Origin of the sequence: Alteribacillus bidgolensis (assembly GCF_002886255.1) — a bacterium.
Taxonomy (GTDB): domain Bacteria; phylum Bacillota; class Bacilli; order Bacillales; family Marinococcaceae; genus Alteribacillus; species Alteribacillus bidgolensis.
This window is the reverse complement of sequence record NZ_KZ614149.1, coordinates 3691496-3709240: the sequence shown is the minus strand read 5'-3', so window position 1 is coordinate 3709240 and position 17745 is coordinate 3691496. Positions and strand designations below refer to the sequence as shown.

Below are 17745 nucleotides of genomic sequence, written 5' to 3'. Positions count from 1 at the left end.
TTCTTTTTTATTAAAAATAAAAATATTTTCAGCTGTTGATTTGCATTTATAAGTCTTATGACCCTGTTTTTTTAAATTAAATCTTTTGCATCTTTATCAGTTTAGGGATAAACTGATAAGGAAATAGATTGGAAAAGGGATGGATAAATGATGTCACAATTTAAAAATATCCCGTCTTTATCCAAGCACGACGAGCGGCTGGCCCTTCTTCTCTGGTTTCGTTTATCTCGTTTTTATAACCAGAGTATACGCCGGTCGAATAAGCATTTAAAAAGATGGGAGCTGAGTGCTGCCCAATTTGATGTGCTCGTCCAAGTTGGAACCTATCAGCCATTAACCCAAAATGAATTGGCAGCTAAACTTTTTGTTACAAAAGGGAATATAACCCAGATCCTACGGCGCATGGAAGAACTGGGCTGGGTCCAGCGGGAGCAGGTTTGGAAAAAGAAGGTTATATCCTTAACAGATGCAGGTAATTCTTTATTCGAAGAAGTAGTTCCGCATCAAGAACAATTTCAAGCTTCTCAATTTCAAGGGCTTGAAAAAGAAGAACAAAAACAACTGTTGAACTTATTAAAAAAGCTTCAGCAGCAAAATGAAAAAGTGGAGGAATTATAATGAATTTAAAAGGCATTCATCATTTATCAGCTATCACAGCTAATGCAAAAAATAATCTTGATTTTTATACAAAAATTATGGGGCTTCGGCTCGTTAAAAAAACAGTCAATCAAGACGATACTTCTGTCTATCACTTATTTTACGGAGATGAACGCGGCAATCCTGGTACAGAGCTGACTTTTTTTGAAATACCGATGGCCGCTCCAAATCATCCTGGAGCAAGCAGTATTTCTGCTACTTCTTTAAGAGTACAGGACAATGAGGCCCTGCTTTATTGGAAGAAAAGATTCGAAGAACACGGCGTAGAGCATGACGAGGTTGCAGAACGCGGCGGCAGAGATACAATTGCATTTAAAGATTTTGAAGGCCAGCGCTTAATTCTCGTATCAGACGAAAACAATGAGGGCGTTCCTGGAGGCATCCCTTGGGAAAAAGCTCCTGTTCCGCAAAGACATGGTGTGACCGGGCTCGGTCCTATAAAGTTAACAGTTAGAGATGCTGCGCCTACTACTAAAGTATTAACTGACGTGATGGGTTTTCGGAAAAAGGATAGGTACTCGTCTGACCAAGAAGGACAATCAGACATTATCGTGTTTGAAACCGGTGAAGGAGGAAGCGGGGCAGAAATCCATTTAGAAGAACATCCAGATCTTCCATTTGAACGTCAAGGCCGGGGCGGTGTGCATCATGTTGCCTTTCGTGTAGAGGACTTAGACGAACTAGAAAAGTGGATTCAGCATATTAGTTATATCGGACTGCCTAATTCCGGTTTTGTCGAGCGGTATTATTTCCGGTCCCTTTATTTCAGGGAGCCAAACGGAATATTATTCGAAATCGCAACAGACGGACCCGGGTTTGATGGAGATGAGGATCTAGATCACCTAGGAGAATCATTAGCGCTCCCCCCTTACCTTGAGCCGCAGCGCGAACAAATTGAAGCAAAATTAAAACCGCTGGATTATAAGCCTGAATAAACCTATTGAAGAAATTCTGAATTTCTGAATATAGGGTGCTGATTTCTGCAGTTTTGATCGTTTGAAAGAACAATTGAAATGTTCAAGCGCTGAATCATCTGTTTCCAATGGGTGGTGAGTGAGGAATATTTATATTCGCTTTATACGATAAGAAAGGAGGACTCTAAGATGAAGCATATTTATAAAGAAGGGAAAAACAAACACGCTTCCGTACTATTACTTTTGCACGGCACCGGCGGAACAGAAGAAGATTTACTTGAGGTCGGGCGTATGATTGACGACGAAGCTAGTGTGTTGAGTGTAAGAGGCAACGTCTCGGAAAACGGCATGCCGCGTTTTTTCCGACGTTTAGCAGAAGGGGTTTTCGATGAAGAAGACCTTATATACCGTACAAACGAGCTTTATGAATTTATAAATGATAGTGCCGAAAAATACGAATTTGACCGTCAAAACGTTGTTGCTGTCGGTTATTCTAATGGAGCAAATATTGCCGGCAGTTTGTTGTTTCATTATAAAGATTCTCTAAAAGGAGCATTGCTCCATCATCCTATGGTTCCCCGTAAAGGGATTGGGCTTCCTGATTTAAAAGGTAAAAGTATCTTTATAGGAGCTGGAGCAAATGATCCTATCTGCCCGCCAGAAGAAACAGAGGAACTTAGCAGACTGTTAAAAGGCGCTGGCGCTGAAGTAAACGTTCAATGGGAACAAAGTGGTCACCAGCTCACTTTAGAGGAAGTACAAGGTGCAGCAGAGTGGTATAACAATAATATCAAGTAGTTAGAAAAACTTGGCTTACCGCCAAGTCCATATGGCGGAAGTCGTCGTTTTACTTATACTTTGTTCCTTTAAAAAATTTAAACACTCTTAAAGTATTAAATAAACATGCGCGGCCTATAAAGCCGCGCTCTTCTATATTCTTAATATAAATCAGAAAATATGCAGAACTGAAGAAACAGGTAATTCTTTTGCCTAATCATTTGTTTAGGTTGAAACGAGAACATCACGGTATTCTTCGTTTTTCTTTAATTGTTTTTCTGCATAGTCACATTGAGGGATAATTTTTTTATTTTCCGCTCTTGCTTTTTCCACCACTTTTGCTACCAGCTGCTTTCCTATGCCCTGGCCTCCTAATTCTTCGGCAACATACGTATGTTCAATGACAATATTGCTATTGTTGTCATGAGAAAAAGTGATTTCCGCTTTTTTCTCACCATTTTTCAAAATATAAAATTCTCCTTCTCCTCTTGCAATTTCAATCATGAGTCACACTCTCCTTACAGAGTTGTCTTTTTTTATATTCCCAGCAGGACTACTCTATTAAACCACTCCTACCATTCCACTGGTTTTTCGACAACAATTCCATCCGAAATATTATTATGCTGCAAGGAATTTTCTTTTGCCTGTACATAAATAAAATATAAATTTTCATCAGAATTGTTTCTAAAAATTCTTACTCCGGCTGGAGCTACTCTCACAACCGTCCCTTCTTCTACATCAAAAATCTCTTCATCTACCTGGTACTGCCCTTGACCTTTGACAAAAATATAAAGTTCTTCATTTTCACCAAGTTTATGGTGAAAAGGCATAAAGGTCTGCAGAGGAAATGAATTCATAGAAACTTCCATCCCGTTCAGACCTAAAATGTCATTCAAAAAAGCTTTTCCTCTCGCTTTCACTGGTTCTTCTATCTTATAGTCTTTTAAATCTTCCCATTTACCAAAGTGAGCAGCTGTATAATTTGTTCCTTGTTTTTTTCTGGCATATATTTTATACCTCCTAGGACGGTTTCTTATATTATATGTCTGATTATTTTGAAAATAAAAGGGAAACGACTTACATATCGGCCTGTTTACGAACAGCAATCGTGCAGCGTGAGATACAAATCAGCTTGTCCCTTTCATCTGTTATTTTTACCTCCCACACCATTGTCGTTCTGCCTTTATGTACCGGCTTTCCAACAGCTGTCACTTCCCCGCTTTTTTCCCTCGAATGTGATTTGCATTAATTTCAAGGCCTACTACATACTCAGTCTCTTGGTCAACAAGATTCCATGCCCCTATACTTGCTACACTTTCTGCAAGCACAACCGAAGCACCTCCATGAAGCATTCCCATAGGCTGACGAGATGCATCATGAACCGGCATGGTTGCAACCACATTATTCTCATTGATCTCCACAAATTCAATACCTATTGCATCAATAATCGTGTTTTTCACAAACTTATCTTGCAGTATACTCATACAGTCATCTCTCCCTTCCATTATTTATCATATCGATAGTAACGGGACGTCTCTTTTGTATAAAAGCATTTATGGCGATACTATATAAAGAGAAAATATATTAAGAGAGGAGGATACAACGTTGTTTACTTTTCAGGATGTGGTCTATAAAGATATTTTAAAATTGAACAAACTCACTATCAATAAGAAACAAATTACCTGTCTTGTTGGCGAAAGCGGCACGGGAAAGTCGACCTTGTTAAAATTAATGAACAATATGATTTCCTCTACAAGCGGGACCATTTTTTATAACGAAACACCCGTGGAGGAGTTAGATCCTGTTGAATTAAGACGAGATATATCTATGCTGTCGCAATCACCTGTACTTTTTGGCGAAACAGTACAAGATAATTTGGAAGCTGGACTTATATTTGCCGATAAAACTTTAGTAAATGAGGAAAAATTAATAGAGGCGATGAATTATTTTTATTTAAACAAAAACTTAGAAGATAAAGCAGAAACTCTTTCAGGAGGGGAACAGCAGCGACTCGCTCTTTCTCGAATGATACTTTTAGATTCCTCTGTTTTTTTATTAGACGAACCTACTTCAGCACTCGATGAAAATTTAGAACATGAGGTGATGGAACGGTTTATTGAACATGCTAGAAAGCATGAAAAAACCGTTGTTTTTGTAACTCATTCAAAAGCGATAGCAAAGGCATTTGCCGACAATATAGTGGACATTACCCCGTTTTCCATAAAAGGAAGTGTTAAACGTGAACGATAACATTATCGACCTAACTCTATGGCAGCTCCTTTCTGCATATGTCTTTATTATCCTTTTACTAATCATTGTAAAACTAAGAAAAATTCCAAGAAATAAAGAAATATTAATATCTACACTGCGGATGACTTTTCAGTTGCTGATTGTAGGATACATATTGATGTATTTATTCGACAACCCTCACCCGCTTCTGACGATTACGGTCGTATTAATTATGGTTACCTTTGCGATTTGGAACATATATAAGCGCATCCGTATTGACTTAAACAAAAAAATGAAAAAAATTATTGCTGTTTCTATGGCTGCAGGCACACTTTCAAGTTTAATTTACTTTAATTTCGTTGTTATCCAATTCTCCCCCTGGTATGAACCGCGATATTTCATCCCGATAGCGGGGATGATTATAGGAAATTCAATGACAGGTATTACTTTAGGTGTACAAACACTAATGGAAAATATGAAAGACCAGCGCTCTCGTGTAGAAGCAGCCTTAATGCTAGGAGCTACTCCTAAGGAAGCAACTCGAAAAATGGTAAACCAAGCATTTGATTCAGCTATACTTCCCACCATTAATTCGATGGTCGGAACAGGGATCGTCTTTTTACCGGGGATGATGACAGGACAAATACTAGCCGGAGTAAACCCAATTACTGCCATAGAATATCAAATAGCTATTCTTCTCGGTGTAGCTGGGGCCGTTGCTCTCACGGTTATTTTGTTTGTTCAGAATGGTTATAAAGTATTTTTCAATGAACGAAAACAGTTAGAGGGAGGGGAATAACCTCTCCTTTTTTCTACTACAGCATCTCTTTCAATTGTTTACTATTAAGTAATATTATGTTATGATATTTCACCTATCATTAATCGTATTGATTACGATTTTCTATAAATCATTAAGATATGTAAGAAAGGAGGAAATTATATTGGCACGGGCAGCAAAAGTAGCCAAAGAACAAAAACGGCAAGAACTAGTTGAAAAATACGCTGATCTGCGCAGGGAGTTGAAAGAAAAAGGCGACTATGAAGCTTTTCGCAAGCTTCCACGCGACTCTTCTCCAACCCGTCTTCATAACCGCTGCGGATTGACTGGAAGACCACGTGGTTATATGCGCACGTTTAACCTTTCTCGTATAGCATTTCGTGAGCTTGCTCATAAAGGACAAGTTCCAGGAGTCAAAAAGGCCAGCTGGTAGAATATTTGAAGACATAGAGATAATAACCCCATGTCTTTTTTAGTACTGTTAGGGAAATATAATTTTTGGTAAACCGTATGAAAAAAAGACGCCAGGGGTAAGAATACCAGCCTTGCCACGGGATGTGGCGTTATTATACTATTACTATACATAAAGATAGTATGGCAGGCTCGCCATTTATCGAATTTTCTAAAAGCTGAGCTTTTATATTGTTTTATTAAAAACTAACGCCAGATAAATGGAATATTTTGTTTATTAAGCTGATAAACGTTCTCATAATGTTCCTTGCTGTTTTACTTTTCGCATTTATTATATTAACTTTTTATTAGAAGACCACCGACTCCTTATGTTGAAAGCCGTAGTTTTACATATACTTTAATCCTGTAAAAATTAAACATTCTTAAATAATGAGAAAAACTTGGCTTTTTGCTAACTCCAAATGGCAAGATCTTAGTCATTTGTTACTTTCCTAAAACATAAATTAAAAAGCGGAAGGGAGTTAATGTTATGCCCGTATTTGCAAACGATGCTTTAAAAGGAAAACATGCACTAATCACAGGAGCAACAGGCGGCATTGGATATGAAACTGCGGTGGTGCTCGCTTCGATGGGAGCTTCTGTTACTATCACTGGTCGTAGAGAAGAAAAGTTAAAGCAATTAAAAAACGACGTAGAAAAAAACGTTCCCGATGCCCGCATGTTTCCGTTTGCTGCAGATATTGGAAATGAAAACGATAGAAAAAAACTTGTTGAGACTGCTTGTGACGCTAACGGTTTTATTTCATTATTGGTAAATTCTGCAGGGGTGATTGGCGGTGGTACCGTTGAAAACCTCACCCAACAGGAAATGGAGAACATTATGCATATAAATTACACATCTGCTGTTTTACTTAGTCAGCTCGTTTATGAAAAGATGAGAGAAAAGAAAGAAGGAGCTATTGTTAATGTTTCCTCCTTATCAGGTTTACGGGGAACCCGTGGAAATACAGCATATGCTGCATCAAAATTCGCCTTGATTGGCTTCACTCACTCCATGGCAGTCGAAGCCATTACTCATGGCGTTCGTGTCAATGCTGTATGTCCTGGTTATGTTGAAACGGAGATGGGGCAAGCCGCTATAAAAAATAAAGCAATCCGAGAGAACCGTTCATTTGAAGACCAGCTCGAAATCTCCAAAAACAGCATTCCATCCGGACGATTAACCGATCCAAAAGAAGTTGCTCATACTATTGCTTACTTATTAACTGACGCTGCTTCAAATATTGTAGGTGAATCCGTAAAAATCTCCGGGGGAAATGTTTTAAGATAATAAGATGTACTGCACAGTGAGTATTACATCATTACAGCCTCCACTACATGAATGGAGGCTTCTTTTTAAGTCAAATTATTCTTCTTTATCTAAATGAAAACGGCTTACAATTTTGTTTAATTGATTAGCTTCTTGTGATAGCTTAGCAGCATCAGACGTAATTTGCTGTACACCTGCAACTTGTTGCTCCATACTGCTTACATTTTGTGTGACTGTATCTGTAAACTCTTCTGCAATTTTATTTATATCCGCCATAATACCACTTACTTCTTCTCCATTTGTCATTAATTTGTCTGCAATTTTCATATTGTCCTGTACTGCTGTCCTTGTGTTAGCAGCAGAATCATATAGTTTTCTAATGGAATCTCCAGCTTGCTGTACTATAGTTACACCTTCTGCAATAACGTCTGCACTATCATTGCGAAACGGCACTTCCAAGCTCTTCTCTAGTATTTGTCAGCGTTTTCAAAATATCATTGGCAAATGTATTAGTATCTTCCGCCAATTTTCTTACTTCCGAAGCTACAACTGCAAATCCCTTTCCTGTCTCCCCTGCTCTAGCCGCTTCAATAGACGCATTTAAAGCAAGTAAGTTGGTTTGTTCCGCAATATCTGTAATATTAAGACACTTTTTTTATCATTTCATCCGCATCTGCAGTAACAAATTTAATTTTTATTGTTGAATTTTCTACTGTTTCTTGAATGTGGTTCATTTTTTCTTCTGAGGAATCAACTGCAAATTTGCCTTTCTCTGCTTCCCTGCTTGATTCCTCCGATTGATCTACTGCTTCAAGAATTCCGTTTTTCATATTGGTGATGTTTCCCATCATTTCCTGCATGGTAATTTGGGCTGTTTGAAGGGAAGACATTTGATTTTCCGCTCCAGCTTGAAATTCCTGCATCCCAGAGGCCGTTTGTTCAAACCCTGCTGAAAGTTCCATCGTTTCTTTTTCTTGTGTATTACTAATTTCTTTGACAGAATGTGCAGCATGATCAATTTCTTTTATCATATTTCTTATACCGATTACCATTTTGTTAATCTCAAAGCCAATTTGATGAAATTCACTTCTTGATTGATTTTTTACCTGTTCGTTTAATTTTCCAGCTGATGTTGCCCTTGTAACGGTATACCACTGTCGTAGGGAAGATGTGAGAATTCGGTGGAAATAAAACCCTAATCCTCCTGCAAGAATAATAGTAATCAGACCTGCCCACCACAATGCATTAGATCCGGATAAAAGAATTTGCAGCGAAAAAAACAAAAGAACAGGCAGAAAGGCTAAACTGAATATAACAGGACCGAGCAGTTTTTTATGTGCCACTCTTCCAACTCTTAAATTAAATGACTCCCCATCAGGGCTTGAGCCGATTGGACAAGACGCATCAATTAGTAATTCTCCAGTGTTTCGGGGATATAATTGAAGTAAAGCTTCTGTAGTTCGTGCTGCTTTCAAACCAACTTCATCATTAAAAGTGTGACCCTCTCGCAATCGATTCGTATGTAAATGACTCCATCCATTTTTGTCTACGATAAGCAAATATTCGTCATCCTCTAAAAATTCATCTAACTTTTCTCTAACTACTCCTGGGTTTTCTTTAAGCTTTCCTGTTTCAATCAAGTCTCTTAATTCTTTTGCCCTATTTTCGGCTTTTTTCTGTAGATTTGCTGCCGCTCTTGATTTCAGAGATGACATGAAGTAAGCACCTCCTAATTAATAATTCATATAGAAAAAATTCTAGCATTTATTAGTATATTTGTCACAGATAATTTCAGACAAAAGTCTTGTATAGGGAGTGCAAATTAGGTATCTAGTTGTTTTAAAACACTGTATTCCTTTCCACTGCATATCATCTTACCCTGCTTTTCGTCTAAAAAAGATTTGTTTATTTATTGAATTATTTATGTCTTTTTTGTGAATGATTTGTTACAATAATAGCAACAAACTATTGAAACCGTTTACTTTTAAAGAGGTGTTAAAAAATGGATATTTTATTGATTTTTATGTTGTTTGCTACGGTAAGTCCATTATTTTTTGCTCGCCGCCGCATGTGGGGCCTTGCCATTTTACAAGGAGCGCTGATGCTCGGAATGTGGGATTACTTTCTTAGCCATTTCACCTCTATTACCGTGCTTAATGCTCCTACTTCTATTATAGCTTTTTACGGAAGTTTACTACTAGCAGATGTTGCGCTTATTATGCTTTTGATTAATTTCTTTAAAGAACTAGATACGAAAAAATTACCTTCCTTCCGATCTGAGCTGCGTTCTCAAATGAAATAGGAAAAATCCCCGTGAAGCTTAGCCTACACGGGGATTTTTTTAATGACCCATATGCTCGTGTTGTTCTGTTTCAGTATTATTGCCACTATTACCGCCGTCATCATGATCATGGGTAAAACCAAATGACATCGTCCAAATAGACCCTGCCACTATAACTGCAGCAATAAAGAAACCATGAAGCATATTGCCGGTCTGTATAATGCCATCGCTTTCTGTCATATGCATGAACATAAAAAGCTGGATACCTGCCTGAATAACAGCCAACACCATAATTGAAGTGATGACCCATGGTGTTGGAAGATCAGAACTAACAGCTGCCCATGCGGCTGCTACTGTTAAAATAATAGAAGCTGCAAATCCAATAATATGCTGTTTAGGGAAGCGTTTGGTAAGTTCACTCATTTATACCACCATCCCAATCAGATAAACACTTGTAAAAATAAAGATCCAAATTACATCAAGAAAATGCCAGTATAACCCAACAACAAATACTTTTCTGGACGTTACCGGCGTAAGGCCGCGCTGACGAAGCTGAATTAAAATAAGAACAGCCCAGCCGATCCCTAAAAGCACGTGTAAACCATGTGTTCCGGTTAATACAAAAAAGGCAGACCAGAAAGCGCTTGATGGAAGTGATGCACCTTCATGCGCATAATGAACAAATTCATATATTTCAAATCCAAGAAACCCGAGTCCAAGAGCTAATGTTATGCCAAGCCAGACAAACAGCCCTTTTAAAGATCCGCGTCTCATATGATGAATAGCTATACCGCATGTGAAACTGCTTGTTAAAAGCAAAAAGGTCATAATTAAAACCATTGGCAGTTCAAACAGCTCTGCCGGAACAGGAGCATCAGCTGTTTTTCCGAATAACACAGCGTAAGTAGCAAAAAGAGTAGAGAACAATACTACTTCTGCTCCAAGAAAAATCCAAAACCCTAAAATAGTCATGCGCCCTTCATGCGACCGATATTCCAGAGGTCCAGTATTTAAATCTGTGTGTGCACTCATTGTTCTCCCTCCCTTGCCTTCTCTTCTATTCTTTTAATTTCTTTAACCGATACGTAAAAACCATCATCATAATCAAAGGATCGGATAACCATACAAACAAGAACTCCAATTATGCCTGGAATGGCCATCCACATCCATTCCCAAATCAAACCAAAGCTTGCAACGAACATAAATGCCATCATGATAAACGGGATGCCCGAATCGCTCGGCATATGAATAGGCTCTACTTTGTCTTTTTCATAAGTGGTCCCGCCTTTTTCTTTTAATATCCAATAAGCTTCCGGTCCTTCTACTTTAGGTACGGTCGCAAAGTTATAAAATGGGACAGGTGTCGTAGTAGCCCATTCCAGCGCTCTGCCGTCCCATGTATCTCCATGGGTTTCTCGTTTGCTGTAGCGGAAACTGTAATAAATATTATAAACGAATACGGCAAAACCAATAGCCATAAGAACTGCGCCAATAGATGCGGTTACGTTTAATGGCATCCACTCTGGTTCAATGGTATACGTACGTCTTGGCATTCCTGCAAATCCAAGGAAATACATTGGGAAGAAACATACATTAAACCCGATAACAAAGAGCCAAAAGCTTATTTTACCCAGTTTCTCATTCATTTTGTGGCCAAACATTTTTGGATACCAGAAAGTCAGCCCTGCAAAACATCCAAATACTGTTCCTGCAATTAATACGTAATGGAAGTGTGCGACTAAGAAGTACGTATTATGGTATTGATAGTCTGCCGCTGCCATAGCCAGCATTACGCCTGTTACACCGCCAATAACAAAACAAGGTATAAACGCAAGCGACCAAAGCATCGGCGTATCAAATCGTATGCGTCCTTTATACATCGTACCGAGCCAGTTGAATATCTTAACACCAGTAGGTACAGCAATAAGCATGGTAGTGATGGAGAAAAATGAGTTCACTCCGCCTCCTGCACCCATTGTAAAGAAATGGTGGACCCAAACAATAAAACTGAGACCTGCGATAACAACCATGGAATATACCATTGCCTTGTAACCAAATAACTGCTTACGGGCAAATGTAGAAATCACCTCAGAAAATATACCGAATGCTGGAAGAATTACAATGTATACTTCCGGGTGGCCCCAAAGCCAAAAGAGGTTAGCCCACATCATTGGCATTCCTTCACCTGTCAAAGTAAAGAAATGAGACCCAAATATACGGTCAATCGTCATGAGTGCAAGCGCTACAGTTAAGATAGGAAATGCAAACACGATAATAAAAGATGTAATAAACGTAGACCATGTAAAAATAGGAAGTCTCATCATGTTCATACCTGGTGCACGCATTTTTAAAATCGTGACCATAAAGTTAATACCAGTTGCTAACGTTCCTATCCCTGCAACCTGCAAACCTATTAAATAATAGTTTTGAGCTGGCCCAGGATTCAGAGCTGCTCCTGCCATAGGCGTATAGCTGGTCCACCCTGCATCGGGAGAACCTCCGATGACAAAAGAGAGATTAAATATCATTGCTCCAAAAGCAAAAGACCAGAAACTAAGGGCGTTTAAAAATGGAAAAGCTACATCCCTTGCTCCAATTTGCAATGGAACAATATAGTTCATCAGCCCAATTAAAAACGGCATCGCCATAAAAATTATCATTATAGTACCGTGTGTCGTGAAAATTTCGTTATAGTGCTGCGAATCGAGAAACTCCATTCCAGGGAGCGTCAGCTGTGTTCTCATTAAAAGTGCGTCTACCCCGCCTCGGAAAAGCATTGCTAAAGCTGCAATGATATACATAATCCCAATTTTTTTATGATCAACGGTTGTTATCCATTCACGCCAAAGCCATCCCCACTTTTTAAAATAGGTTAAAACAAATACTATCGCAATAGATACTAGAACAATAGAAACCATTGCCCCATATATTAATGGCTGACCGGTCACAAAGAAATCTTCTAACAAAAAATCTATAAATTCCACGTTATCTCACCAACTTTCACAATGCCCAGGTTATTCATCCTCGACACCTCTTCCGCCTTTAAGATGCAAAGGCTCTTCAAAAGCACCTTTATGTCGTTCTATTAAATAGTCGCGTCCCTCATTTGTTCCATGATCCACGTAATCCAGATGAGTCGAAGAGAACTCCATTTCTTCTAATAGTCCAGGAGTAAGAAGAGAATCATATTCTTCTTGAGTTAATTGCGGTGCTTCATTCTGCACTTCTTCTGCCCAGCTCTCAAAGTCTTCCTCACTTTCAGCGTGTACCTCAAACGTCTGCTCCGCAAAACCTGAACCGTTATAATTAGAGTTCCTGCCTTGATATGTTCCTTCTTCATCCGCTTGAAGGTACAAGGTATTTTCCATTCCTGCCATGTTATATTTCTGTCCCCCAAGAGCAGGTATCCAAATAGAAGCCATAGAATCAGCAGAAGACAGACGGAATTCTACCGCTCGATCAGTAGGAATATGAAGATAGTTCACCGTTTCAATACCTTCTTCTGGATAGCTGAAAAACCATTTCCAATCAGCTGCCGTTGCGTATACAACAAGCGGATCTTTATCACTTGAACTTTCAGGTGGTTCTTCCAATTCATAGATTGTCGTCACTGTAGGAATCGATAATGCAGTAACAATAATTAATGGAATCACTGTCCATACAATTTCTAGTTTTGTATTTCCATGATGATCAGGATCATAATCCTTTTCATCACGTCCAGGCCGCTCTCTATACTTAACAATCATATAGGTAAACGCAATAAAAACTACTGCTACTATTAACAACATGAGAATGATGGAAAAAACAATTAGTTCTTTTTGGCTTTCCCCTACCGGCCCTTTTGGATCTAAAACGGTTAATTCAGCACAGCCGCTTACTAATAACAAAAGAGTAAAAGCAGGCAGTATTGCCCAGCGCTTCACTCGTAATATGTTTTTCACCCTATGACACACTCCTTCCCAGGTGATTTTTATCACACTTCTATCTTTACGAATATCGTAGCAAATTGACTTGGTAAACAGGGGTTGGACAGTCACTTTTCATATAACGCTCACGGAAATGTTTCAAAATGAACACAAATTATTCATAAAACCTTCAAAGATTTCGTTTTCATAAGAAAAGTCCAAGCGCCCTTATCAGCCTTGACAGGTAAATGTTCTCCAGGCCGTTAAGGCGCTCTTACTTCCACTGGATGTGGTGACTTCTGCGTTGCACACAGGACGTGTGCGTTTTTAGCAGAAGGTTCCTAAGGATGTACTGACTTTTGCGGTTCGAACACGATGTTCGCGATTTTAGCAAACGTTTCTTAAATCGCCACGGGCCTCCGAGAGGCTGGCGCTGAAGCTAGACAGCAAAGTGCAAAATTTTATACTTTCCTATCTCATAACAAAAGCGCAAGCGCCTTGAAAGAGGAAGTCACATTTACCTATGCTGAGTAATAGGGGTGGGATTGTTCTTGATTTGGGGAAATTGCTTTGATTAGAAGCTTTTATGTACTGCTTTTTCTGTTTAATGATTATATTTTTATCTTTTATGAATATCTTTTGGGCCTGTCCGACTTTTTTGAATAGAAGTATTTGACATTTGAATTACATGCGAGAAGATATTTGTTAGATTGGTGTATTTTTGAACCATTTTTATACACTTATGACTTTTTGTTTATGCTATAGCCTCATTTGCACAGACTGAAGCAGGTTGTCTGAAAAACCAGATTCAAAAAAGCCATCCCCTGACTTACTCAAGGGACAGCAGTACATAAACATTATTACTGACCGGGAGGAGGGACAGCGTTATTATTTCGTCGTTTTTTAAGTATCATTCGTACTCCCATAACTACAGCAATGAGTTCATCATTGCTTAATACCTCTGAATAATTGACTAATTTATAAGCTGGAGCTCCCATAAAACCGCTAATTTTTTCAAAAACAGCTATTTTATTATTTCCCCTTTCTTCTGTCATTGTAAATTCATGAGAAAAAGCTTCCGATTCCACACGGTAAACGCCGCGTCCTACCGCATCATATTTAAATCTTTTTGCAAAAAAGGAAAAAGTGCTGCTCAGATCCCCAATCCGTTCATCTTCTTTATTTTTTAGGACCCAGCGACGTGAAAACAAAGGAAATGCAGCATGTAAACGAATACTTCCACTTGGATCTATTACATCAACACTTGAAGTAAACGCACTTTTTAAATCAAGCTGTCCAATTTTATATTCGTTTTTATCAAAAATATCTGTGATGCCAGCAGAGAAAAAATTATCAGAGAAATATATTTCATCAGCTGCTTGCATGCAGGTTCCCTCCTCTTTATTCTATTTGTTATCTCTACGAGGAAAGAAACCTTACCGTTTCAAACATTTCACCTTATTAACCAGCACCTGCTTTTTGATCGGCAAGCTTTTCTTTTCGATTTCGCAATGTCGTATTCGAGCGCGAGACGGTAAAGATAATAAGGCCGATCCAGACAATAATAAAGGAAATCAACTGTTGACGGCTAAATGGTTCATGAAAAAGAAAGACCCCTAATATGAGCATAATGGTTGGAGCAAAATATTGAAGAAAACCTATTAAAGAAAAAGAAATATGCTTCGCCCCTGCTGCAAATAACAGTAATGGAATAGCCGTTGCTGCTCCAGCTCCTATTAACAATAAAGCCGTTTCCAAGCTGCCATAAAAAAATGGGGTTTCTCCATTTCTTATAAAAAACAAAAATAATAATGCAAACGGCGTCATAAGGAGCGTTTCAATCGTTAATCCAGCCCATGCCCCCACAGCAGCAGTCTTTTTAATTAAACCATACATCCCAAACAATAAAGCAAGACTTAGCGCCGCCCAAGGAATGTAGCCATAATAAAATGTTAATAATAAAACCCCGGCTGCCGCTAACAGAAATGCTGCCCCTTCAGCTTTTGATAATTTTTCTTTTAAAAAGAGGGTGCCAAGCAGTACATTAATAAGAGGATTAATATAATAACCTAGACTAACTTCGATCACACGGTCACTGTTAACCGCAAATATAAAAATAAACCAATTTAAGCTGATAAGTATCGCTGCTAGTGTTATAGCAAGGCTTGACTTTTTTGAAGAAAAGGTTGCCTTTATTTCTTTCCAAACTCCTTGCAAACGTCCCAACAGAAATAAAACAATTACCATAAATCCTACGGACCATATTATTCTGTGGGCCAGAACCTCTTCTGGTGGAACATGACCTACCAGTTTCCAATACAAAGGGAGGAAGCCCCAGAACAAGTAGGCAAGACTTGCTGCAGCGACTCCCCATGCCTGTTGTTTCTCCTCCATCATTCTCCCTCATTCGTGCTATATTTTTATTTCGAGTGCCTACATTTTACTCCAAAGGTAAAACAATTTCCAGATGAGAATTAGAAAAACTCAGCTTACCGCCAAGTCCAAATGGCGGAAGTCGTAGTTTTGCTTATACTTTGTTCCTTTAACAAAGTTAAACGTTCCTAAAGTACAAAAAAATCTCCCTAAAAAGGGAGAAAAAATATTTATGATTCTACTCTTGGTTTTGCCGGATCACAATCTGGTTCTTGTAAATGTGCAGATTCAGCTACCTTCATTAAATAGTAGCATTCTTCCCTGGCCATATGATCTGCCATCAGAGGAGTCAGAGTTCCCAGCATTTCCCTGGTCAATCCCATTTCTTCCAATTCATTTAAAAAGCAGCTGAAAATATGGAGTTCTAAACTTACTTGATGATTCATACGTTGCAGAGCCGGGAAGTTATCTACGTTGGAACGCAAATATCCTGCCATTTCCACTGCTTTTAAATAAAAGTGATCAAAATCTTTTTCAAACATCTTCGAGCGTTCTTTTAATGCGGTTTCCACTTTATCCAGCGAATCTGTAATTGCCCCGGCATGCCCAGCTGCATCAATAAGCCAGATAAGATGATGGTGAAGCGGGTGGCAAACAGGTGGCACTTCTTTTCTTATTAAAAAAGCGAGAATACGTAAATACTCTTCCACTTCATTTACCATGTGATTAATAAATGTAGGAGTCAGTTCAATTTTAATTCTGCCGGTCAATTGTGTTCGGATAATTTGCAGTTTTAAAAACCGAATATCTTTTGCTGCCTGCTCTGCACGAACTGTTAATTCTTCTAAAGAGTTTCCACCATTCCTGACTCTTTCTAACAGCTGATCAAATAAGTCGGCATACCCTTGTGCTGCTGCAATATAATCTGTTTCTGAAGGCGCTAGTGTATCGTGGATGAAACGAGCATGGTCACCAAGGATCTGAAGCCAAAATAAGTGTTCTTCCCGAGCCGCCCTTTCCCAATTATTTTTCAATGAAGGCCCTCCTTCATATTCATAGTCCCCTTTAAAATATGAAGGATGAGCCTGTACAAAGAACATAAAGGGCAAATTTAACACCGTTTTAATGAAAAAAGGGATTCCCTAAAATCGGTTATTGCCGACTTACGAGAGATCCCCCTATATATTATCTTTCCTGCAAACGTCGAATACGTTCTTCTAACGGCGGATGAGATGAAAATAACATAGCCATAGAAGATTTATTGTTTATTTTTAATGTCTGCATGGAAGTCTGGCTATTATCAACCTTATTTACATGTGCTTTAAGAGACTGTAAGGCATGTGTCATTTTATCTTTACCAGCAAGATCTGCCCCGCCGCGGTCAGCGTGGTATTCTCTATATCTGGAGAATCCCATAACTGCTATGCTTCCAAGAATAGAAAACAAAATTTGGAACACAATAATAGCGCCAAAGTGTACAAATACTCGCATTGCATCATTTTGCACAAAGCGGGAAACGATCGCTGCAGCAATACGTGCAAAGAAAACGACAAAAGTATTTACTACACCTTGCAGAAGCGTCATGGTAACCATATCACCATTAGAAACGTGAGCAACTTCATGAGCTAGTACACCTTCAACCGCATCTTCGTCCATTGAATTTAGTAAGCCGGTGGACACAGCTACTAAGGAACGCTTTTTAGACGGACCGGTTGCAAAAGCATTTACTTCTCTTGAGTTATAAATACCTACTTCCGGCATGTACATCAGACCAGCATTTCTAGAGAGACGGTGAACTTTTTCGACAAGCTGGCGTTCTGCTCCTGTACTATTGCCCGGATCAATGACGCGGACACCCATCATTTTTTTAGCCATGAATCTTGACAAAGCCAGTGATATAAAGGAACCCGAGAAACCAATCACTGCACTAATGATAAAAAGAGCCAGATAATTTATGCCGCCGTCAGCTGTGTACGTAGAAATATCTACACCAGCCATACGTAAGAGCGTAAACACAATCGTAATTGTAGTAATAACGAGAATGTTGGTTAAGATAAATAGTAAAATTCTTCTGCCCACTTTGATTTCCTCCATTTTCTTATTTGTATTAA

The 17745-nt window shown here is 38.8% G+C and carries 20 protein-coding genes and 2 pseudogenes; 8 read left to right on the top strand and 14 right to left on the bottom strand.

Features of this window, described 5'->3' with window-relative positions:
- Positions 1–150 precede the first annotated feature (150 nt).
- From CEF16_RS18430 to CEF16_RS18420, 3 genes are all read left to right on the top strand, one after another.
- Complete coding sequence (locus tag CEF16_RS18430) at positions 151–618, top strand: MarR family winged helix-turn-helix transcriptional regulator (protein WP_091584572.1); 468 nt, start codon at positions 151–153, stop codon at positions 616–618.
- Positions 618–1592, top strand: coding sequence for a ring-cleaving dioxygenase (locus CEF16_RS18425; RefSeq protein WP_091584570.1), 975 nt, complete (start codon positions 618–620; stop codon positions 1590–1592). Before CEF16_RS18430 ends, CEF16_RS18425 begins: the two co-directional genes overlap by 1 nt.
- Before the next feature lie 168 nt (positions 1593–1760).
- On the top strand, positions 1761–2369 hold the full coding sequence (locus CEF16_RS18420; protein WP_091584568.1) for an alpha/beta hydrolase: 609 nt from the start codon (positions 1761–1763) through the stop codon (positions 2367–2369).
- A 204-nt stretch (positions 2370–2573) separates the two neighbouring features.
- Here the strand turns inward: CEF16_RS18420 and CEF16_RS18415 are convergent, their stop codons facing one another.
- From CEF16_RS18415 to CEF16_RS18405, 3 genes and pseudogenes are all read right to left on the bottom strand, one after another.
- Positions 2574–2852 (bottom strand): GNAT family N-acetyltransferase, encoded by a 279-nt coding sequence (locus CEF16_RS18415; RefSeq protein WP_245917921.1) that lies wholly within the window; start codon positions 2850–2852, stop codon positions 2574–2576.
- 68 nt (positions 2853–2920) lie between these two features.
- Positions 2921–3358 (bottom strand): cupin domain-containing protein, encoded by a 438-nt coding sequence (locus CEF16_RS18410; protein ID WP_091584827.1) that lies wholly within the window; start codon positions 3356–3358, stop codon positions 2921–2923.
- A 67-nt stretch (positions 3359–3425) separates the two neighbouring features.
- Positions 3426–3832: pseudogene (locus CEF16_RS18405) on the bottom strand (PaaI family thioesterase).
- Between the two features lie 121 nt (positions 3833–3953).
- On the opposite strand from CEF16_RS18405, the gene CEF16_RS18400 reads away from it, so the two are divergent.
- From CEF16_RS18400 to CEF16_RS18385, 4 genes are all read left to right on the top strand, one after another.
- Positions 3954–4598, top strand: a complete 645-nt coding sequence (locus CEF16_RS18400) for an ABC transporter ATP-binding protein (RefSeq protein WP_091584566.1) — start codon at positions 3954–3956, stop codon at positions 4596–4598.
- On the top strand, positions 4588–5376 hold the full coding sequence (locus CEF16_RS18395; protein ID WP_091584564.1) for an ABC transporter permease: 789 nt from the start codon (positions 4588–4590) through the stop codon (positions 5374–5376). Before CEF16_RS18400 ends, CEF16_RS18395 begins: the two co-directional genes overlap by 11 nt.
- Positions 5377–5518: 142 nt before the next feature.
- On the top strand, positions 5519–5788 hold the full coding sequence (rpsN, locus tag CEF16_RS18390; RefSeq protein WP_091584562.1) for a 30S ribosomal protein S14: 270 nt from the start codon (positions 5519–5521) through the stop codon (positions 5786–5788).
- 507 nt (positions 5789–6295) lie between these two features.
- Positions 6296–7096: an SDR family NAD(P)-dependent oxidoreductase gene (locus tag CEF16_RS18385; protein ID WP_091584560.1), complete on the top strand. Its 801-nt coding sequence runs from the start codon at positions 6296–6298 to the stop codon at positions 7094–7096.
- A 75-nt stretch (positions 7097–7171) separates the two neighbouring features.
- Here the strand turns inward: CEF16_RS18385 and CEF16_RS18380 are convergent, their stop codons facing one another.
- The 3 genes and pseudogenes from CEF16_RS18380 to CEF16_RS24975 all read right to left on the bottom strand — a co-directional run bounded on the left by CEF16_RS18380 (position 7172) and on the right by CEF16_RS24975 (position 8790).
- Positions 7172–7528 carry a methyl-accepting chemotaxis protein gene (locus CEF16_RS18380; protein WP_091584558.1) on the bottom strand — a complete coding sequence of 119 codons (357 nt, stop codon included), beginning with the start codon at positions 7526–7528 and terminating at the stop codon, positions 7172–7174.
- 60 nt (positions 7529–7588) lie between these two features.
- Positions 7589–7718, bottom strand: a pseudogene (locus tag CEF16_RS25420) (methyl-accepting chemotaxis protein); the annotation flags it as partial.
- Positions 7717–8790 carry a methyl-accepting chemotaxis protein gene (locus CEF16_RS24975; protein ID WP_091584554.1) on the bottom strand — a complete coding sequence of 358 codons (1074 nt, stop codon included), beginning with the start codon at positions 8788–8790 and terminating at the stop codon, positions 7717–7719. The pseudogene CEF16_RS25420 and the gene CEF16_RS24975, both read right to left, overlap by 2 nt.
- A gap of 287 nt (positions 8791–9077) precedes the next feature.
- Between CEF16_RS24975 and CEF16_RS18365 the strand changes: the two genes are divergently transcribed.
- Positions 9078–9377: a hypothetical protein gene (locus tag CEF16_RS18365; protein WP_091584552.1), complete on the top strand. Its 300-nt coding sequence runs from the start codon at positions 9078–9080 to the stop codon at positions 9375–9377.
- A gap of 39 nt (positions 9378–9416) precedes the next feature.
- Here CEF16_RS18365 and qoxD read toward each other — a convergent pair whose 3' ends face one another.
- The 8 genes from qoxD to htpX form a co-directional block, all read right to left on the bottom strand.
- Positions 9417–9779 (bottom strand): cytochrome aa3 quinol oxidase subunit IV, encoded by a 363-nt coding sequence (gene qoxD / locus CEF16_RS18360; protein ID WP_091584550.1) that lies wholly within the window; start codon positions 9777–9779, stop codon positions 9417–9419.
- Positions 9780–10388, bottom strand: coding sequence for a cytochrome aa3 quinol oxidase subunit III (gene qoxC, locus CEF16_RS18355; RefSeq protein ID WP_091584548.1), 609 nt, complete (start codon positions 10386–10388; stop codon positions 9780–9782).
- A complete protein-coding gene (qoxB, locus tag CEF16_RS18350) occupies positions 10385–12274 on the bottom strand; it encodes a cytochrome aa3 quinol oxidase subunit I (RefSeq protein ID WP_091584825.1) in 1890 nt (629 codons plus the stop codon). The genes qoxC and qoxB overlap by 4 nt, the downstream gene beginning before the upstream one ends.
- 96 nt (positions 12275–12370) lie before the next feature.
- The gene (qoxA, locus tag CEF16_RS18345; RefSeq protein WP_091584546.1) at positions 12371–13297 is read right to left on the bottom strand and encodes a cytochrome aa3 quinol oxidase subunit II; all 927 of its coding nucleotides are present in this window, start codon (positions 13295–13297) and stop codon (positions 12371–12373) included.
- A gap of 824 nt (positions 13298–14121) precedes the next feature.
- Positions 14122–14646, bottom strand: coding sequence for an LURP-one-related/scramblase family protein (locus CEF16_RS18340; RefSeq protein WP_091584544.1), 525 nt, complete (start codon positions 14644–14646; stop codon positions 14122–14124).
- Positions 14647–14722: 76 nt separating this feature from the next.
- Positions 14723–15655: an EamA family transporter RarD gene (gene rarD / locus CEF16_RS18335; protein ID WP_091584542.1), complete on the bottom strand. Its 933-nt coding sequence runs from the start codon at positions 15653–15655 to the stop codon at positions 14723–14725.
- A gap of 209 nt (positions 15656–15864) precedes the next feature.
- Positions 15865–16668, bottom strand: a complete 804-nt coding sequence (locus CEF16_RS18330) for a DUF2935 domain-containing protein (protein WP_245917920.1) — start codon at positions 16666–16668, stop codon at positions 15865–15867.
- A gap of 151 nt (positions 16669–16819) precedes the next feature.
- Positions 16820–17713, bottom strand: coding sequence for a protease HtpX (gene htpX, locus CEF16_RS18325; protein WP_091584538.1), 894 nt, complete (start codon positions 17711–17713; stop codon positions 16820–16822).
- Positions 17714–17745 lie beyond the last annotated feature (32 nt).

Excerpts from the sequence above, each read along its gene's own strand:
- CEF16_RS24975 (WP_091584554.1), bottom strand. The coding sequence starts at position 8,790 with ATGTCATCTCTGAAATCAAGAGCGGCAGCAAATCTACAGAAAAAAGCC.
- CEF16_RS18340 (WP_091584544.1), bottom strand. The coding sequence starts at position 14,646 with ATGCAAGCAGCTGATGAAATATATTTCTCTGATAATTTTTTCTCTGCT.
- CEF16_RS18385 (WP_091584560.1), top strand. The coding sequence starts at position 6,296 with ATGCCCGTATTTGCAAACGATGCTTTAAAAGGAAAACATGCACTAATC.
- CEF16_RS18420 (WP_091584568.1), top strand. The coding sequence starts at position 1,761 with ATGAAGCATATTTATAAAGAAGGGAAAAACAAACACGCTTCCGTACTA.
- qoxB (WP_091584825.1), bottom strand. The coding sequence starts at position 12,274 with ATGGTTTCTATTGTTCTAGTATCTATTGCGATAGTATTTGTTTTAACC.
- CEF16_RS18425 (WP_091584570.1), top strand. The coding sequence starts at position 618 with ATGAATTTAAAAGGCATTCATCATTTATCAGCTATCACAGCTAATGCA.
- qoxD (WP_091584550.1), bottom strand. The coding sequence starts at position 9,779 with ATGAGTGAACTTACCAAACGCTTCCCTAAACAGCATATTATTGGATTT.
- CEF16_RS18365 (WP_091584552.1), top strand. The coding sequence starts at position 9,078 with ATGGATATTTTATTGATTTTTATGTTGTTTGCTACGGTAAGTCCATTA.
- rarD (WP_091584542.1), bottom strand. The coding sequence starts at position 15,655 with ATGGAGGAGAAACAACAGGCATGGGGAGTCGCTGCAGCAAGTCTTGCC.
- CEF16_RS18415 (WP_245917921.1), bottom strand. The coding sequence starts at position 2,852 with ATGATTGAAATTGCAAGAGGAGAAGGAGAATTTTATATTTTGAAAAAT.
- qoxC (WP_091584548.1), bottom strand. The coding sequence starts at position 10,388 with ATGAGTGCACACACAGATTTAAATACTGGACCTCTGGAATATCGGTCG.
- CEF16_RS18430 (WP_091584572.1), top strand. The coding sequence starts at position 151 with ATGTCACAATTTAAAAATATCCCGTCTTTATCCAAGCACGACGAGCGG.